At 70.0% G+C, this 17,303-nt stretch carries 11 protein-coding genes; 1 reads left to right on the plus strand and 10 read right to left on the minus strand.

What is annotated here, in order from left to right:
* The first annotated feature begins 61 nt into the window (after positions 1-61).
* Positions 62-1,159 carry a histidinol-phosphate transaminase gene (locus CPH93_RS34910; RefSeq protein WP_096215172.1) on the plus strand — a complete coding sequence of 366 codons (1,098 nt, stop codon included), beginning with the start codon at positions 62-64 and terminating at the stop codon, positions 1,157-1,159.
* 83 nt (positions 1,160-1,242) lie between these two features.
* Here CPH93_RS34910 and CPH93_RS34915 read toward each other — a convergent pair whose 3' ends face one another.
* The 10 genes from CPH93_RS34915 to CPH93_RS34960 all read right to left on the minus strand — a co-directional run bounded on the left by CPH93_RS34915 (position 1,243) and on the right by CPH93_RS34960 (position 17,283).
* Positions 1,243-1,890 carry an NAD(P)-dependent oxidoreductase gene (locus tag CPH93_RS34915; protein ID WP_096215173.1) on the minus strand — a complete coding sequence of 216 codons (648 nt, stop codon included), beginning with the start codon at positions 1,888-1,890 and terminating at the stop codon, positions 1,243-1,245.
* Between the two features lie 5 nt (positions 1,891-1,895).
* Positions 1,896-3,182, minus strand: a complete 1,287-nt coding sequence (locus tag CPH93_RS34920; protein WP_096215174.1) for an MFS transporter — start codon at positions 3,180-3,182, stop codon at positions 1,896-1,898.
* A gap of 45 nt (positions 3,183-3,227) precedes the next feature.
* Positions 3,228-4,439 (minus strand): MFS transporter, encoded by a 1,212-nt coding sequence (locus CPH93_RS34925; protein WP_096215175.1) that lies wholly within the window; start codon positions 4,437-4,439, stop codon positions 3,228-3,230.
* Positions 4,440-4,629: 190 nt separating this feature from the next.
* On the minus strand, positions 4,630-5,841 hold the full coding sequence (locus CPH93_RS34930) for a cytochrome P450 (RefSeq protein ID WP_093481348.1): 1,212 nt from the start codon (positions 5,839-5,841) through the stop codon (positions 4,630-4,632).
* A gap of 57 nt (positions 5,842-5,898) precedes the next feature.
* Positions 5,899-6,846, minus strand: coding sequence for a phosphotransferase enzyme family protein (locus tag CPH93_RS34935; RefSeq protein WP_159395124.1), 948 nt, complete (start codon positions 6,844-6,846; stop codon positions 5,899-5,901).
* A 223-nt stretch (positions 6,847-7,069) separates the two neighbouring features.
* Positions 7,070-7,282: a ferredoxin gene (locus CPH93_RS34940; RefSeq protein ID WP_096215177.1), complete on the minus strand. Its 213-nt coding sequence runs from the start codon at positions 7,280-7,282 to the stop codon at positions 7,070-7,072.
* Between the two features lie 46 nt (positions 7,283-7,328).
* Positions 7,329-8,681 (minus strand): crotonyl-CoA carboxylase/reductase, encoded by a 1,353-nt coding sequence (ccrA, locus tag CPH93_RS34945; protein WP_096215178.1) that lies wholly within the window; start codon positions 8,679-8,681, stop codon positions 7,329-7,331.
* Positions 8,682-8,745: 64 nt separating this feature from the next.
* Positions 8,746-10,461, minus strand: coding sequence for a 3-hydroxyacyl-CoA dehydrogenase family protein (locus CPH93_RS34950; protein ID WP_096215179.1), 1,716 nt, complete (start codon positions 10,459-10,461; stop codon positions 8,746-8,748).
* Between the two features lie 57 nt (positions 10,462-10,518).
* Positions 10,519-11,544 (minus strand): 3-oxoacyl-ACP synthase III family protein, encoded by a 1,026-nt coding sequence (locus CPH93_RS34955; protein ID WP_093481343.1) that lies wholly within the window; start codon positions 11,542-11,544, stop codon positions 10,519-10,521.
* 297 nt (positions 11,545-11,841) lie between these two features.
* Positions 11,842-17,283 (minus strand): type I polyketide synthase, encoded by a 5,442-nt coding sequence (locus CPH93_RS34960; RefSeq protein WP_331716965.1) that lies wholly within the window; start codon positions 17,281-17,283, stop codon positions 11,842-11,844.
* Between the last annotated feature and the right edge of the window lie 20 nt (positions 17,284-17,303).

A 17,303-nucleotide genomic window follows, 5' to 3' on the forward strand; every position in this document is an offset into this window, starting at 1 on the left:
CCAGCGTTCCCTTACGTGTCTTCCAAGCCATTTCGATTTCAGGGAAGGTGTGTGTTCTGATATGCCAGGACCACGGCCGCGTCCAGAACTGCACTCCATTGCCGTGCACGCGGCGAGCCGGTCGGGCGGCGCGCCCACTGCGGAACTCACGCACCTGCTGGCGGCGAACGAGAACCCCTACGATCCGCTGCCCGGTGTCCTGGACGCGGCGATCGCGGCCGCCAGGCGATTCAACCGCTACCCGGATATCGGCTGCGCACGACTGATAGCCGCACTGGCGCACAGGTTTGACCTGCCGCCCACCCGATTCGCAGCCGGCGCGGGGTCGGTGGGCGTGATCCAGTCGCTCATTCAGGCCATGGCCGCCCCAGGGGACGAAGTGATGTACGCCTGGCGGTCATTCGAGGCCTACCCCGTCATCACCAAGGCCATCTGCGGCGCGACCCCGGTCGCGGTTCCGTTGACCGACGAGGGGTACCACGACCTCGACGCCATGGCGGAGCGTGTCACCGCACGGACACGGCTGATTTTCCTCTGCACCCCCAACAACCCCACCGGCAGGACAGTGGGCCGTGACGAATTGGCAGAGTTCCTCGCCCGCGTTCCCGAGGACGTGCTGGTTGTCTTGGACGAGGCGTACGCCGAGTTCGTGTCCGACAAGGACGCGGCGGACGGCACCACCGTATGCCGCGAATACCCCAATGTAGCCGTGGTGCGGACCTTCTCCAAGGCATTCGGCCTGGCCGGATTGCGGATCGGTTTCGCCATTGCCCCGGAAGCCGTCGCAGCGGCGCTGCGCACGATGGCGACCTATGGGGTCAGCCAGATCGGGCAGGAGGCGGCAATCGCTTCCCTGGCCGCAACGGACGACGTCATGAAGCGGGTTGACCTGGTTATCGCCGAGCGGCACCGGATGGAGGGCGCCCTGATCGAGCAGGGCTGGCCGGTCTCACGCTCCCAGGCCAACTTCCTCTGGCTGCCGCTCCGCGAGCGCAGTGCGGAATTCGCCGGCGTCTGTGCCCGTGCCGGTATCGGGGTACGGGTGCTTGCCGAGGACGGGGTCCGTGTCACTGTGGGCGCCCGGGAATCCAACGATCTCTTTCTGGCCACGGCGGCGAATTTCCGGCTGGAGCACGGCCGGCAGCCGTTCCCTGCGTAAGCCAGGTCGAAGACCGGTGAACAACTCCCCGGGGAAGCAGGGTGACGCTCTCTCGCGGGCCCCGGGGAGAAGGAACAGCGACATCACACGCGAAATGCGTGCTCGATGGGCGTCATTCCGGTCGTGGCATGCCACACACCCGTGATTCCCTGCGTCAGCACGGTACGGATCGCCTCGGCGCAGTCGCCGCGGGAGAGTTCGTCGCCGACCGCCGGCACACCGTCGGGCCGGGCCCGCACGGTCCCCAGCGGGGGATCGTCGGTCAGCATGCCAGGGCGCAGCACGCACCAGTCCAGGTCCTGCTCGCGCACCACCTGTTCGGCGGCGCGCTTCTCGGCCAGGTAGGCGTCGAGCTGGTCGCCGAGGGCGGCGCGGTCCCGGGCGCCGGGCAGATGCGCGCTCACCATGACGAACCGGCGGACGCCGCAGTCCTCGGCCGCGGCGCACAACTGAGCCGCCGGCGAGGACACCGCCGCGCCGAGCGAACCCGGACCGGTGCCGGTGCCGGCCGCCAGCACGACGGCGTCCGTGCCGCGGAAGGCCCGCTTCAGTTGCACGTCGAGGTCGGATCCGTCGGTGTCGAGCACGAACGGTTCGATGCGGGCGGCCCGCATGCGCTCGGCGTCGCTGTCCCGCAGGACCAGTCCGACCGGCGTGTCCCCGCCGGCCAGCAGGTAGGACGCGAGCCGGCCGCCGAGACCGGTGGTCACCCCGAGAACGACAACCCGCATCGCGCTCACCCCTGCGCCCCGGCGTCCGCTTCGGACACTTCGGAGCCCTCGGACGCCTCGGACACCTCGGGAGGCTTGGGCCGGGGGAGCGTGCCGGCGATGATTGCGGCCAGGCACGCCATCGCCGCGCCGCAGCCGACGGCCACCGCGGGGCCGACGGTGTCCAGCAGCCACCCGCTCAGCGGCTGGACCAGCGCGACGCCGCCGGTGGTCGCGGCGGCCAGCCAGCCGAACGCCTCCGCGCGGCGGTCCTCCGGCGCGACCTGGCCGACCCGCGAGTTGCTCGCCGCCAGACTTGGCGCGATCGCCGTACCGCCCAGCACCATCACCAGGGCCAGCAGCCAGTACGACGTCGAGTTGGCCATGGGCGGCAGCAGCAACGCCAGTGCCGCCATGCCGACGGCCAACAGCCCGATGCGCAGCGGGACGTTGGAGCGTTTACCCCGGCCGGCGATGACCACCCCGCCGAGCGCCGAACCGACGCTCCACAGCGCGACCAGACCGGCGCCTGCCTCGGCGTGACCGATGTTGCGGCCCCACGCCACCACCGACAGGTTGACCGCGAACAGCGAACCCATCAGGAAGAACGAGACCAGCACGGCCCGGGAGAACGCGGCGTTGCGCAGCAGCGACCGCTGCCGCGCGGGCTTGTCCGCACTACTGCCTGCGGCGGCAGCGGCGGGCCTGGGCGTGGTGTCCAGGCCCGCGCCCTTCATCACCAGGCCGAGCACGACCGCGCCGACCGCGCCGAGGAAGGCGCACACGCCGACGGCGGCGGCGGGGCTGACCAGCGTGACCACGCCGGCGGACAGCACCGGGCCGCCCATCTCGACGATCTCGTTGCCGGTGGCCTCCAGCGTGAAGATGGACTCACGGGTGGCCCCCTCGGCCAGCCGCGGCCACGTCGCCCGGCTGATCTGGGAGATCGGCGGCATGGCCAGGCTGGTGAGGAACGAGATCAGCACTGCGACCGGCCAGGCCCCGCCGGGCAGCACCGCGACCGCCGCGACCAGCAGCACCAGCCCGACGGCGTAGCCGACGCCGGTGACCAGCAGCAGCCGGGCGGCCGAGCCGCGGTCCGCGAGCCGGCCGCGGACCGGACCGGCCACCGCCTGGGCGATGGCCATGCCCCCGGTGACCGCGCCGACGATCGTGTACGAGCCGGTCCAGTCGGCGACGAGGAAAGACAGGGCCACGGGCAGCGCGCTCAGATGGATGCGGGCGATCAGGGACAGCGGGAGCAGGGCGCGCAGCGACGGCACGTCGGCGAACACCCGCAGCGGACGGAACATCGGTGGACTCCAGTCAGACGGTCGGGGCCGTCGCGCTCGGCGCGCTCAACGCACCGAGGACACGCGGTAGATCAGCAGGCCGCTGACGAGGCTGGTGACCCCGGCCAGTGCGAACAGGACCTGGTATCCGCCCAGCGCGCCGATGACCAGGCCGGCCAGCAGCGGCCCCAGGGTCTGCGGTCCGAACAGGCCGATGTTCATGATGCCCAGGTCCCGGGCGCGGTTCTCGGCCGCCGGCAGCACCGCGGTGATGATCGCCTGGTCGACGGCCAGGTAGGCGCCGACGCCGATGCCGAACAGCGACGTCGCCGCCAGCGCGGTGCCCATGCCCGGCGCGATCGCGACGACCGCGCAGCCCAGCGCCTGGCCGATCGCGCCGCAGGCCACGAACGCCCGTCGCCGGCCGAGCCGGTCGGACAGCACCCCGCAGACGTAGACCGAGACCAGCGTCCACCCCAGGTAGACCATGGTCAGCAGCAGAAGCACCTGCTCGGGGTGGGCCACCCGCAGCACGTCGGTGATGAAGTACAGCTGGTAGCTGGTGGCCAGCGCGTTGGCCAGATTCATCAGCACCCGGGTGCCGAAGGTCCAGGCGAACGCGGGGTTGTCCCGAACGCTGGCCACGAACTCGCGGAGGCCGACACCACCGTCGGACCGGGTCGTGGCGGTGTCGCGGTGCTTGAGGACGAACGGCGCGGCCAGCACGAGAACGCCCGCCGCGAGCAGCAAGTAGCGCGGCAGGTCGCCGGGGATCGCGGTCAGGCAGAACAGGCCGAGCACCACGCCGACCGTCTGCGGTCCGAACATCGCGCTGGAGACGGTGCCGCGCTGGGACTCGGGGACCTGGTCGGCGACCAGTGCGGTGAAGCCGACCGTGGCCATGCAGAAGCCGATCGAACACGCCAGCCAGGACAGGCCGATCCCGGTCCAGTCGGATTGCAGGCCGGTGGCGACCAGGCCGCTCGCGAACAGCGTCGCGCCGCCGGCGACCCAGAGCCGCCGGCGGCCGAACCGGGATCGGGTCCGGTCGCACAGCGTGCCGAACAGCGGCAGCGTGAACAGGGCGACGACGCCGCACACGGCGTTGATGACGCCGAAGTCGGCGATCCGGCCGGTCGGGTCGACCCGGGCCAGCTGGTCGGGCAGTGCGAACTGCTGCGGCACCAGGTAGGCCATCCACAGCCCGAGCCATGCCAGGGAGTATCGGCCTATCCAGGCCCGGGACATGGACCTGGCAGGAAGGGTCTTTTCCATCATGGCGGTTGTCCTCGGTCGACTCATCAGGGCCGCGGTCCGGCCGGCGCCCCGGCCACGCAGGAACGCGTACGGCCCGGGAGGGAACATCAACGCGACCGGCAGGGCGCTCGGGTGCGCCCTGCCGAGGAGCGACAGCGGACGAAGCGCGCGGAGGTGCGATGCTTCGGAAACCACCGTCAACAGCCGTGCCTCACCACGTGACGGGAAGCTCCCGGACGCCCTGCACGTCGAACGTGTTGCGGAAGACCAGCTGGTCGAAGGGGACCGCCAGCCGCAGCTCGGGGATCCGGCGGAACAGGGTTCCGTACACCACTTCCAGCTCCATGCGCGCCAGTTGCTTCCCGATGCACGTGTGGATGCCGGCCCCGAAGCCCAGGTGCTGTTTGGCGTCCCGCCGGACGTCCAGGGTGTCGGGATCGGTGAAGACCTTCTCGTCCCGGTTGCCCGCACTGATCAGGCAGATGATGCCGTCACCCGCCTTGATGGTCTCGCCCGCGATCTCGATGTCCTCGGCCGCCACGCGCTTGGACGAGAACTCCGTGACGACCGTGTAGCGCAGGAGTTCCTCGACCGCCGCCGGTACGAGGTCCGGGTCCTCGACCAGCGCCGCCGCCTGCTCGGGATGCTGCAGCAGGGCCAGAATCCCGTTGGTGATCATGCTCCTGGTGGTGTCGAGTGCCGCCGCGATCAGTGTGACCGCCTGGGTGAGCACGGAGGCCCGTGACAGCTCGCCCTTCTGGTAGTAGCCGACCAGGTGGCTGATGATGTCGTCGCCCGGTTCGTTCTCCCGGTGCGTGATCAACTCATCGATGTACGCGAACAGTTCGGCGCGGGCTTCCATGGCGCCCTCCAGCCCGGAGTCCTCGTCGAAAAGCCGGGGAACCAGGCTGATGAGGCGCTTGTCGGCCGGGGGAACACCCAGCACCCATCCCAACGCGGTGGACGGAACCGGCATGCCCAACGCCGTCACCAGGTCCGTCGGCCGAGGGCCCGCGAGTATGTCGTCGATGAGCCCGTTGACGAGGGCCTCCACATCGCCACGCATGTTCTGAATCTTCTTGACGAGGAATCCCTGGCCCAGCATGCGCCGCATGGCGGTGTGCTCGGGCGGGTCCATCCGGCCCACCGGCTTCACGCCGCCGGTCAGCACGACGGTCCGTGCTTGCTCACTCAGCCAGGGATAACCGGGCTGCGTGTTGTCGACACTGATACGCGGGTCGGTGAAGATCGAGCGGATCTCGTCATACCCGGTGATCAGCCACACTTCCTTGCCGTCCCACAGCCTCGCTTTCGCGACCGGCCGGTTCGAACGCAACTGAGCGTATTCGGGGGGCGGGTCCAAGGGGCAGCCCTTCGCCTTGGACATGGGGAAAGCGGGGAGTTCGGACGAGAGCTGCGACATCGTGTTCAGTCTCCTAGCGTAGGCAATGAGGCGTGGTCGGTCCGGATACGGGGGTGCTCACTCGTACTGGCTCAGGAAACGCTCGCCGTCCTGCTCGGCCGACGCGAGGTTCTTCCGTGCCCGGTCGAGGAGGTTCGCATTGCTGAGATCGCCGATGTTCCCGATGTCATTGCCCACCCATTCGCGGCGGGCGTAGATCCAGGCCTCCGCGGCCGCACGGAACTTCAGGAGGGCTCCGAGGTGGGGAAGTTCCGACGGGGACACCGGAGACTTCGCCATGTATCCCCGCAGCAGCGGGCCGACGTCCACGGACCGTTCCAGATAGCTGAGGGCGGTGGCGACATCGAAGAGGAAGGGGCCGTGCATGACTTCGCCCCAGTCGAAGAGCCCCATCGATTCGGGCTTCACCCGGAACGTGTTCATGCTGGCATCGGAATGCAGCAGGCCCACCATGACCTTGCCGGCCACCGTCTCGTAGGCCTCGCACATGGCCTGCTGGATCCATGGCTTGTCCTCCAGGAACGGAGCCTCGGCGACCATCATGGCGTCCAAGTGGTCCCACCTCAGGATGTCCGGCGGAGGAGGGGTGTTGACCAGCGCGGTATGGATGGCTCCCAGCGTCTCGCCGGCCCGGCGCATATGCACAGGATCGTTCTCGTCGGCCCGCCCGCCGTCGAGGTGACGCAGCAATGCCCAGCACCATTCACCGTGGTACGCGGTGATCTCGCCCTTGGCGGTCGGCAGTGGCCCGCCGGTAGGAATGCCGTGCTCCTCCACCACCAGGGCGACCGTGAGGCCGCTCGTGAATTTCGGCCCCTGGGCGGCGGGCACGCACTTGGCGACATACATGTCCGAGTCGGATCCGACCAGATACGTATAGGAGTGGAAGCCCAGGTCGACCGGATCGCGTTCCCATGGCAGGACCCGTAGATCGTTCCGTCCCCACAGGGAGAGCGGGATCTCGTCGATGAGCGGCTCGGCTGGTAGAGAACTGTTGGCTGCCAATTTCTTTATGCTCCGTACTCGGTGAGTGAGTATGTCTGTCGAAACCGGAACTCGGACCACGACGCGGGTGGTTCAGGATCCGCTCGCGGCCGTCCTCCGCCTCCCCCGCAGCGGTGTGGTGACGTCACGTCGGCATCGCGGTGAGGTCACCTCGACAAACGTGCCTGTCCGCCGCGCTGTCGGACACCCCCCTATGCCCCCTCAATCAGCCGCCGACCACCCGTCAGGCGGGCTGGTGCAACAGCCGGATCGCCGCCGCGGGACAGCCGGCCGCGGCCTCCTGCACCTTGCCGAGCAGCTCCGGGGCGGGGGAGTCGGTCAGCACAATGCCGACTCCGTCCTTCTCCCGCTGATCGAACACCTCGGGGGCGGTCAGGACACACTGCCCCGAGGTGACGCACTTCGATTCGTCGAGGTGTACACGCGCAAACGCCATCTCTGTCTCCTTCTCGTCATGCGTGGCGGGCGCCCAGGGCCGGGCCTCAACTGCTGTGGCTGTGGGGGCGGAAACGGTTGATACCTGCCAGGTGACGCGCTCGCAGCGCCTCGTCCTGGACGCCCAGCCCCTCCGCGGGCGCCAGGCCCAGCACCCCGACCTTGCCGGCGTGCTGATTGCGGTGCACGGCCTGCGTGGCGATGCCGACGTCGGACAACGGGTACACCGTGGACAGGGTCGGATGGATCATCCCCCGGCCGATGAGACGGTTGGCCGCCCATGCCTCCCGGTAGTTTGCGAAGTGGCTGCCGACGATGCGCTTGAGCGACATCCACAGATAGCGGTTGTCGTACTCGTGCCGGAACCCGGACGTCGAGGCGCAGGTGACCACGGTGCCGCCGCGCCGCGCCACGTACACGCTGGCGGCGAAGGTCTCCCGGCCGGGATGCTCGAAGACGATGTCCGGGTCCGCACCCCCGGTCAGCTCCCGGATGTGGGAGCCCAGGCGCTTCCACTCCCTGGGGTCGGACGTGGATTCGTCCTTCCAGAACCGGTACCCCTCCTTCGCCCGGTCGATCACGAGCTCGGCGCCCAGGGACCGGACGAGTTGGGCCTTGTGCTCTCCGGACACGACGCACACCGGAGTCGCGCCGCCGTTGAGCGCGAGCTGCGTGGCGTACGAGCCGAGGCCGCCCGCCGCGCCCCAGACGAGCACCACGTCGCCCTGCTTCATCTGCCCGCCGTTGCGCGAGACGAGTTGCCGGTAGGCGGTGGAGTTGACCAGTCCGGAGGCGGCGGCCTCCTCCCACGTGAGGTGCTTGGGCATCGGCATGAGCTGGTTGGACTTGACGAGGGACAGCTCGGCGAGCCCGCCGAAGTTGGTCTCGAACCCCCAGATGCGCTGCTCCGGGTCGAGCATGGTGTCGTCGTGCCCGTCCGGGGACTGCAGGTCGACGGACAGGCAGTGCGCCACGACCCGGTCGCCCGGCTTCCAGCGATGCACGCCGGGCCCGGTACGCAGCACGATGCCCGCCAGGTCGGAACCCACCACGTGGTACGGCTGATCGTGCCGCTCCGCGCCAGGCTCTTTGGACCGCGCGTACCGCTGCAGGAAACCGAAGGTCGGCATCGGCTCGAAAATGGAGGTCCACACGGTGTTGTAATTGATGGAGCTGGCCATCACCGCGATGAGGGCCTCGCCCGGAGCGGGTTCGGGAGTCGGCACCTCGCGCACGCGCAGGGACTTCGCGGGTTCCTTGTCGGCGCTCGCCATTCCCTGGAACATCTCCGATTCGTCCCGCAGGACGACGGCACCGCGGTAGGACTCCGGAACCGGCAAGGCGTCGAAATCCGCACCGACCGCATCTTCCGACAAGGCAGCGCTGACGATCTCCCGCATGATGATTCCTCCAGAAGTACGGTGTGTCACTGGTGTCGCGCACGGACGCGAAGTGCGAACCGGCTCAGCCCTCGTGGTTGCGCAGTCCCTTGCCCCGCTTGCGGCCCAGGTGGCCGGCCGCCACGAGCTGCTCAAGAGGGCGCGAGGGCAGCAGGCATGGCTCCCGGAACGTGCTGTGCAGCGTGCGCAGGATGGCCACGGACACATCCAGACCGATCACGTCCAGCAGCTGGAGCGGGCCCATGGGATAGCCCTGCCCCAGGGCCATCACCGTGTCGATGTCCTCGGCGGTGACGATCCCCTCGTCGAGCAGGGCCACCGCACTGTTCAGATAGGGGAACAGCAGCGCGTTCACGATGAAACCGCTCCGGTCCGGACAACCCACGGGACGCTTGCCGAGCGCGGTGGCGGTCGCGTGCGCCACGCCGAGCGTCTCGCGCGAGGTCAGCGCGGTCCGCACGACTTCCACGAGTTTCATCACCGGTGCCGGATTGAAGAAGTGCATCCCGACCACGGCCTCGGGCCGACCGGTCGCCATGGCACATTCGATGACCGGCAGACTCGATGTGGATGTCGCCAGCACGGTCTGCGCCTCGCACCCGGCGTCGAGTTCCCGGAACACCGTCCGCTTGACGTCGATGTCCTCCACGACCGCCTCGACCACGAGATCGCATCCGGCGACCGCCTCCAGGCCGGACACCCCGGTCAGCGACTCCATCGACGAGGTGAGCTGCTCCGGTGTCAGCCTGCCCCGCTGCACCGCCCGGTTCAGCGAGTTCTCCACGGTGGCGAGCGCCTCTTTGGCGCGGACCTCGCTGCGCGCCACGAGAGTCGTCGGGTACCCCGCCCGTGCGCAGACCTCCGCGATGCCGGTGGCCATCGTCCCCGAACCCACTACACCGATACGCCGTACGGGGCGGGCCGTCGGCAGCTCGTCGCCCGTGTCCGCGGCACCGTCGTCGTCCGGGGCGCCGTAGTCGTAGAAGCCACGCCCGGTCTTCAGCCCGAGCAGGCCGGCGGCGACCATGTGCGTCAGTACGGGGGCGGGCAGGAACCGGCGGTCACCGGTGCGCTCGTACAGGGCGTCCAGCGTGTCACGCGCGACATCCAGCCCGATCGCGTCCAGGTGGGCCAGCGGCCCCCGCGGAAGCCCGCAGCCCAGCATCATGGCGGTGTCGATGCCGTCGCGTGAGGCGTAGCGCTGTGCGTACATCGTCGCGGCGTCGTTGAGATAGGCCATCGTCAGGGCCCCACCGACGAAGCCCGCGCGATCGGGCACCGACACCGAAACCTGCCCGAGGTCTCGGATCAGTGCTTGGACGTCGGTGAGTACGGACCCGTCCGTCAGGGGCGTGCTCACAACCTCCACGGCGGTCGCCCGGTCCATCGGCCCCTGTGGGAACAGGTGCAACCCCACCGTGCGACTTGGCCGCCCCGAGCCGAAGGCGATGTCGGTCACCGCCAGTCCGGTGGTCGTCGTCGCGAACACCGTGTCCGGGGCGCACGCGTGGTGCGCGTGACGGAGCACCTCGCACTTGGTCGTCATCCGCTCGGGTACCGCTTCGATCACCAGGTCCGCCGAGGTGATGTCGGCCGGGCGCGTGGTGAGGTCGACCGTGGCTCGGCCGGTGTCGGTCAGCCGGGCACCGGCCAGGTCCAGAGCGGAGGCGTCGGTGTCGACGGCGATCACCCGGTGGCCGCTGCGGGCGACCATGTTCGCGAGCACCGACCCGGTGGTCCCGAGACCTATCACCGCGATGGTGGAGAAGCGCTTAGCCATGCCGTTGAGTCCTTCGAGTCGTTTCCTGGGCGGCCGGTGGGGCGAGTGCGCGTGTCCTCAGTGGCAGGCCTCGCCGCTCTGCCATCTGACGAGCGCGGTGCCGAGCGACATGCCGCCGCCGAATCCGGCCAACAGGAGCAGCTCTCCGTCGGCGAAGGCGCCTTGCCGCCGGGCCTGGTCGAGCGCCAGCGGAATGGACGCGGCGCTGGTGTTGCCGTGTTCGGCGACCGTGAGGTGGACCCGTGCCCGGGGCAACCTGAGATCGGGCAGGGCCGTGCGCAGCAGGACGCCGTTGGCCTGATGCGGGATGAAGTGATCGACGTCGGCGGACTCCACGTCGTGGGCGGCGAGCACTGCCCGCACCGCCCGGGGCAGCTCGGACCGCACGTAGTCGCTGACCGCCCGGCCGTTCATGCGGAAGTAGTGCCGACCTTCGGCCACGGTCTTCTCCGAGGCCGGTTCGCGGCTGCCGCCGGCCGGGACGTGGATCAGATCGTGCCGCTCGCCGTCACTGGCGAGGTGCGCGCCGATCAGCCCGTGGCCGGGCCGCACCGGGCCGAGTACGACGGCTCCGGCGCCGTCACCGAACAGTATGGCGGTGCGACGGTCTGTGGGGTCGATGATGCGTGAGTACACGTCCGCCCCGATCACCAGGCCGTACGGGACCGGCCCGTTTGGGGTGGAGGACAGCAGCCGGGCCGCCGTCACCAGTGCGAACACGAAACCGCTGCACACCGAGTTGATGTCGAAGGCCGCGGCGGCGCGGGCACCGATCCGTTGCTGGACCAAGCAGGCCGTGGCGGGCTGAGGATGGTCCGGGGTAGACGTCGCCACCACGATCCACGTCAGTTGCCCAGCGGTGATCCCGGCAGTGGCGAGAGCGGCCTGCGCCGCTTCGGCGGCAAGGTCGGAGGTGGCTTCGTGCCCGGCCGCATAACGACGGCTGCGGATACCCGTCTTGGCCTGAATCCACTCGGCGGTCACGCCCGATCGTTCGGCGACCACATGATTGGAGACCGTTTCCGCGGGGAGGTACGAGCCGGTGCCGAGAATTCCTATGGCGGCCTCGGTCCGCGGCCCCATTATGCCGACACCTCTGCACGGGAGGGGCATGGGTGCACGAGTGAAAGAGACACGGTCCTTTACCTCCGGTTCCATGCTTCGCGACAGACGTTACGGACCGGGTCGTGGCAGAGATAACCCCTAGCTTCCCCTAGCCCTTATTCCCTCTCCGGTACAGATATCTGAACCATGGCTGTAAGGGCGTACTTCGGACGGTGAATAGCTGGGGGCGGAATGCAAGGCACCCCCCTTTTTTTGTGAAGCCGGCCCCGTCGTCCATGCGAGGGCGACGGGGCCGGACCGGAGGCAGCGAGCCGGTCAGAGGGCGTCCAGCCAGTCGTGGACCAGGGCCGCGGTGGCGTCGGCGTTCTCTGCGACGATCGTGCAGTGGTCGCCCGGGACCGTCGCGTCGGTGTGCGGCAGCGGCCAGTGCGTGCGCCACTCCCCGGTGAGCGGCGGGAGCCCGGGATCGCCGGGGATGCAGTCCTCGGGCCGGATGAACAGCGTGGGCGTGGAGACCGGCTGCGGGGTCCAGCCGCGGAACATCCTGCGGTAGGTACCGAGCGCGGTGATCGTCGTGAAGTTCAGCTTGGTGAACCGCGACCGTCGCTCGTTCACCTCGTACGTCATCGCCTGGCGCAGTGCCACCGACATACCGTCGGGGAGGTACGTGTCGAGCAGCACCAGCCCCTGGGCCGGTGTGCCGAGAGCTTCCATCCGGGCCGTGACGCAGTGCGCGAGCCAGCCGCTCGACGAGTACCCCAGCAGTGCGAAGGGCGAGCCGGCCGCGCAGTGAATGGCCGACTCGGCCAGGACGTCGATGAGCACATCGATGCTCTCGGCCAGTGGTTCGCCTTTCAGGAAGCCCGGCACGGTCACCATGCTCAGATCCCGTCGGTCACGGAAGAAGCTGGCCAGCCGGACGAACTGCAGGGTCTGCTCCACCGGTGCGAAGGGCGGGAAACTGATGACAGCGGGCCCTTGCCCGCCGGTGGCGAGCCGTACGAAGCGGGTGCCGTCCGGAGCCTTCGAAGCATCGGAGAAGCGAGCACGCAGGCCTGACGCGCTGCCCAGCAGGTCTTCGACCTCCTCCGTACGGCCCCGGAGCGCGACCTTGCGGTAAATGGCGGCGAAGGACTCGTCGGCCCCGGACACCAGGTCCTCGTGCCCCTCACCCGTCTTCTGTGCCGTCCGGTCCCGGCCCGCGCCGTCGAGTTCGGCAGCCAGGAAGTCGCGTACGGCGGTCACTGTGGGGTGGTCGAAGACGAGCATCATGGGAAGCGAGAGCCCGGTGGCGAGGCCCAGCTTGTTGCGCACCTGTACGGCGGAGAGCGAGTCGAAGCCGAGTTCCACCAGGGGCTGGTCCAGAGCGATGGCGGACGGGTCGGTGTGACCGAGCACCTCGGTGAGGGTGGCGCGCACCAAGTCGTCCAGGAGGGGCCCCCGTTCGGCCGGTGACAGTCCGGCGAGCCTGCCCCGCAGGTCGTTGCGGTCTGCGGTGGAGGTGGTCGCCTCCTGCGGACGCCGCGCCCGCACCTGCGGCAGTTCCTCCAGCAACGGGCGCCGACGAGCCGCGCCGTAGCCGGTCATGAAGAGGTCCCAGTCCATGTCGGCCACGACTGCCGTGAGTTCGTCGGCGTCGAGAACCCGTTCCAGTGAGGCGATCGCCTTGGACGCGGGCATCGGTATCAAGCCGCGTCGCCGGTATTGCTGTTCGGCCTCGGGGGTGACCATGTGGGAGTCCGCCCACACTCCCCACGCGACGGACGTGGCGGCCAGCCCGCGGGCGCGGCGCATCCGGGCGAGGGCGTCGAGGTAGGCGTTGCCCGCGGCGTACCCGGCGTAGCGACCGCTGCCCCACACCCCGGAGACGGACGAGAAGAGGACGAACAGGTCGATCTCCGCATCGTCGAACACCTCGTCGAGTACCGTGGCGCCGGTGATCTTGCTGGAGTAGACGGTCCGGAACTCCTCCAGGCTCATGTCCATGAGTGCGGTGTTCTGGCCGACGCCTGCGGCGTGGAAGACCGCGCGCACCGGTTCGCCCCTGGCCGCGAGTTCGGCCGCCAGGGAGGACATCCGCCCGTGGTCCGTGACGTCGGCCGCGACGACGCTGACTCGGGCGCCGGCTTTCTCCAGCTCTTCGACGAGCTCAGCGGCCCCGGGCGCGTCGGGCCCGCTGCGGGAGAGCAGGACGAAGGAGCACGCGGCGCGCTCGGCGAGCCAGCGGGCCACGTGCGCACCGAGTGATCCGGTGCCGCCGGTGATCAGCACGGTGCCGGACGGGTTCCAGGCACGGGCTGCGGGCAGGGCGGGGGCCTGCACCAGCCGGCGCAGGAGCACGCCGCTGTCCCGCAACGCCACCTGATCCTCGACCACGTCGCCCGCGAGTACGCCGGCGAGCCGGCCGGTGGTGCGCTCGCCGAGCCGGACCGGCAGGTCGAGCAGACCACCCCAGCGGTCGGGGTGTTCGAGAGCGGCGACGAGACCGAGTCCCCAGCACGCCCCCGCGTGGGCGCTGCGCGGCGCTTCGCCGTCGCTCGTGCCCACCCCGCCCTGGGTCAGGCACCACAGCCGGGCGCCCGTCCCCGCGTCGCCGAGTGCCTGCAGGAGGGTCAGGAGCGCGTCCGGGTGCTGGATCAGACTGACGACTCCGGCCAGCATGGGCGTGTCGGCGAGGGCGTCGACCAGCGCTGCCTTCGCTTCCCCGCGGTCGGTCCCGGTCTCCACGAACACCGTGTCGGCGAGGATCCGCGTCACGACGCGCCGCACCGCGGTGGTCTCCTCGCTGTCGTCGGCCGACTGCACCACCACCAGCCAGGTACCCGGAACCTGTGCGACGGACCGGGGCTCGGCCACCGGCTGCCAGACGACCCGGTAACGCCACGAGTCCAGCGTGCTCTGCCACCGGGCATCACGGTGCCACTGGGCCAGCGCCGGGAGAGCGGGGGCGAGTTCGGCCGGTGCGCCCAGGCTGGTGAGCGCCTGCTCGTCCTCCTGCTCGACGGCTGCCCAGAACCGCTCTTCCGGACTGTTGCGGGCGGCCGGACGGGCGCCGTTCGAGGCGGTGGGGGAGGCCGTGCCGCCGAGCCAGTACGTCTGCCGCTGGAAGGGGTACGTGGGCAGCGGCACCCGCCGTCCGGCGCCCAGCAGGGCCGGCCAGTCCATCGCCACACCATGGGCGTGCGCCTGGCCCGCGGCCTGGAGGAGGGTGAGCGCCTCGGGCTTGTCCCGGCCGGCGGTGGCCACCGCGGGGCGGTCCCCGTCCAGCAGCGGGGTCAGTGCGGCGTCCGGGCCCAGTTCGAGAAAGAGGTCGACCGCGGGCATCTCGTGGATCGCGTCGGCGAAGCGGACGGCGTGGCGGGCGTGGTCGAGCCAGTACTCCGCGGACGCGAAGGACCGCGAGCTGTCCGCCGACGGGCTGACCGGGATGGACGGCTCGTGGAAGGTCAGCTCGCCGAGGACCGCCGCGAAGTCGTCGAGCATCGGTTCCATGAGCGGGGAGTGGAAGGCGTGGCTCACCCTCAGCCGGGAGGTACGGCGGCCCTGTTCACGCCAGTAGTCCGCGATCCGCAGGACGGCAGCCTCAGCGCCGGAGACCACGACCGACTCGGGGCCGTTGACTGCGGCAATGGTGGCCGCGGGTTCCCCCGAGGCGAGGAGTTCGACCTCGACGTCGCTCGCGGCGATCGCGACCATGGCTCCGCCCTCCGGCAACGCCTGCATCAACCGGCCCCGCGCCACCGCCATCCGCGCTGCGTCCGCCAACGACAGGGCCCCCGACACACACGCCGCGGCGATCTCGCCCACCGAATGCCCCACCAGCGCGGAGAACTCCACACCCCACGACTGCCACAACCGCGCCATCGCCACCTCGAACGCGAACAACGCCGGCTGCGCGAACTCCGTCCGCTCCAGCACCTCCGCGGGCCCCGACCACATCACCTCCCGCAACGACCGCCCCAACAACGGATCCACCACCGCGCACACCTCGTCCAGCACGGCGGCGAACACCGGGAAACGCCCCGCCAGCTCACGCCCCATGCCCGGCCGCTGCGCACCCTGACCGGAGAAGAGACCCGCCACACGTCCGGGGCCCGAGAGCACCGGGGTCACGGACGACAGCGCGTCGAGCAGGTCTTCACGGGTCTCGCCGACGACGACGGCGCGGTGTTCGAACACGGTCCGCGTGGTGGCCAATGACCTGGCCACACTCGTCAGCTCGTCCGCGGGGCGGCGCAGCAGGTGTGCGCGCAGCGCCTCCGCCTGGTCCCGTACCGCCTGTTCCGACCGGCCGGAGAGCAGCAGCGGGACCGGACCTTCCGGGGCGGCTTCGTGCACCTCGGGCTCGGCTTCGGCCTCTTCGAGGATGACGTGCGCGTTGGTGCCGCTGATCCCGAAGGAGGAGACCCCGGCCCGGCGCGGCCGTCCCTCGCTCGGCCACGGACGGGACTCGGTCAGCAGCTGGACGGCTCCCGCGCTCCAGTCCACCGCTGTGGTCGGGGTCGCCGCGTGCAGGGTCGGCGGCAGGGTGGTGTGCCGCATGGCCTGCACCGTCTTGATGACGCCCAGCACGCCCGACGCGGATTGGCTGTGCCCGATATTCGACTTCAGCGAGCCCAGCCAGAGCGGCTTGTCGGGATCCCGGTTCAGACCATAGGTCGCCAGCAGCGCCTGGGCCTCGATCGGGTCGCCGAGCGTCGTGCCTGTTCCGTGCGCCTCCACGGTGTCGATGTCCCGCGGTTCCAGTCGCGCGCTCGCCAACGCGTCGAGGATGACGCGCTGCTGGGACGGACCGTTCGGGGCGGTCAGACCGTTGGACGCACCGTCCTGGTTGACGGCGGAGCCACGAATCACGGCAAGGACCTGATGGCCGTTGCGGCGGGCGTCGGAGAGTCGCTCCAGGACGAGGACGCCGGAGCCCTCGGCCCAGCCCGTACCGTCGGCGTCGTCGGAAAAGGACTTGCACCGGCCGTCGGCGGCCAGGCCGCCCTGCTTGGTGAACTCGACGAACACGCTCGGCGCCGCCATCACCGTCACACCGCCGGCCAGTGACAGGTCGCTCTCGCCACGGCGGAGCGACTGGCAGGCGAGGTGCAGCGCCACCAGCGAGGACGAGCAGGCCGTGTCGATGGTCAGCGCCGCTCCCTCCAGGCCGAGGGTGTAGGCGATGCGCCCGGACACGAGGGAGGTGGTGACGCCGATGATGCTGTGGTCCTCGGCATCGGTGTCCCGGTCGTCGGCGTACATGTTCCAGCCGTAGCCCTGCGTGCCGGCGCCGACATGGACGGAGGTGCGGCTGCCGCGGAGGTCGGCGGGGAGGATCCCGGCATCCTCAAGGGCCTCCCAGGCCGTTTCCAGCAGGAGCCGTTGCTGCGGGTCCATGCCGACCGCTTCACGTGGTGAGATGCCGAAGAACCTCGCGTCGAAGCCGCTCGCGTTGTGGACGAAGCCGCCCTCAAGGACCCGGGTGGTGCCGGGCTGTTCGCCCAGCGGGTCGTAGATCCGCTCGGTGTCCCAGCCGCGGTCGGTGGGAAAGGCTCCGATGGCGTCCGTGCCTGTGGAGACCAGTTCCCACAGCTCGGCCGGGTTGGTCGCGCCACCGGGCAGCCGACAGCCCATCCCGACGATGGCGACCGGCTCGTTCTCCGCGGCCTCGTACGCGCTGATCCGCTTCTTGGCCTGGCGCAGCTCCGCGGTGAGCTCGGTGAGGAAATGCCGCATCCGTCCGTCGGCGGACGCACTCTTTTCTTGGGGCACGGGGGAAGCCTTTCGTGGCG

The organism is Streptomyces sp. 2323.1 (genome assembly GCF_900221035.1).
GTDB lineage: Bacteria > Actinomycetota > Actinomycetes > Streptomycetales > Streptomycetaceae > Streptomyces > Streptomyces sioyaensis.

What these genes read in the sequence shown, in the direction of transcription:
- CPH93_RS34910 (WP_096215172.1), top strand. Translation starts at nt 62, where the DNA reads ATGCCAGGACCACGGCCGCGTCCAGAACTGCACTCCATTGCCGTGCAC.
- CPH93_RS34915 (WP_096215173.1), bottom strand. Translation starts at nt 1,890, where the DNA reads ATGCGGGTTGTCGTTCTCGGGGTGACCACCGGTCTCGGCGGCCGGCTC.
- CPH93_RS34920 (WP_096215174.1), bottom strand. Translation starts at nt 3,182, where the DNA reads ATGTTCCGTCCGCTGCGGGTGTTCGCCGACGTGCCGTCGCTGCGCGCC.
- CPH93_RS34925 (WP_096215175.1), bottom strand. Translation starts at nt 4,439, where the DNA reads ATGATGGAAAAGACCCTTCCTGCCAGGTCCATGTCCCGGGCCTGGATA.
- CPH93_RS34930 (WP_093481348.1), bottom strand. Translation starts at nt 5,841, where the DNA reads ATGTCGCAGCTCTCGTCCGAACTCCCCGCTTTCCCCATGTCCAAGGCG.
- CPH93_RS34940 (WP_096215177.1), bottom strand. Translation starts at nt 7,282, where the DNA reads ATGGCGTTTGCGCGTGTACACCTCGACGAATCGAAGTGCGTCACCTCG.
- ccrA (WP_096215178.1), bottom strand. Translation starts at nt 8,681, where the DNA reads ATGCGGGAGATCGTCAGCGCTGCCTTGTCGGAAGATGCGGTCGGTGCG.
- CPH93_RS34950 (WP_096215179.1), bottom strand. Translation starts at nt 10,461, where the DNA reads ATGGCTAAGCGCTTCTCCACCATCGCGGTGATAGGTCTCGGGACCACC.
- CPH93_RS34955 (WP_093481343.1), bottom strand. Translation starts at nt 11,544, where the DNA reads ATGGGGCCGCGGACCGAGGCCGCCATAGGAATTCTCGGCACCGGCTCG.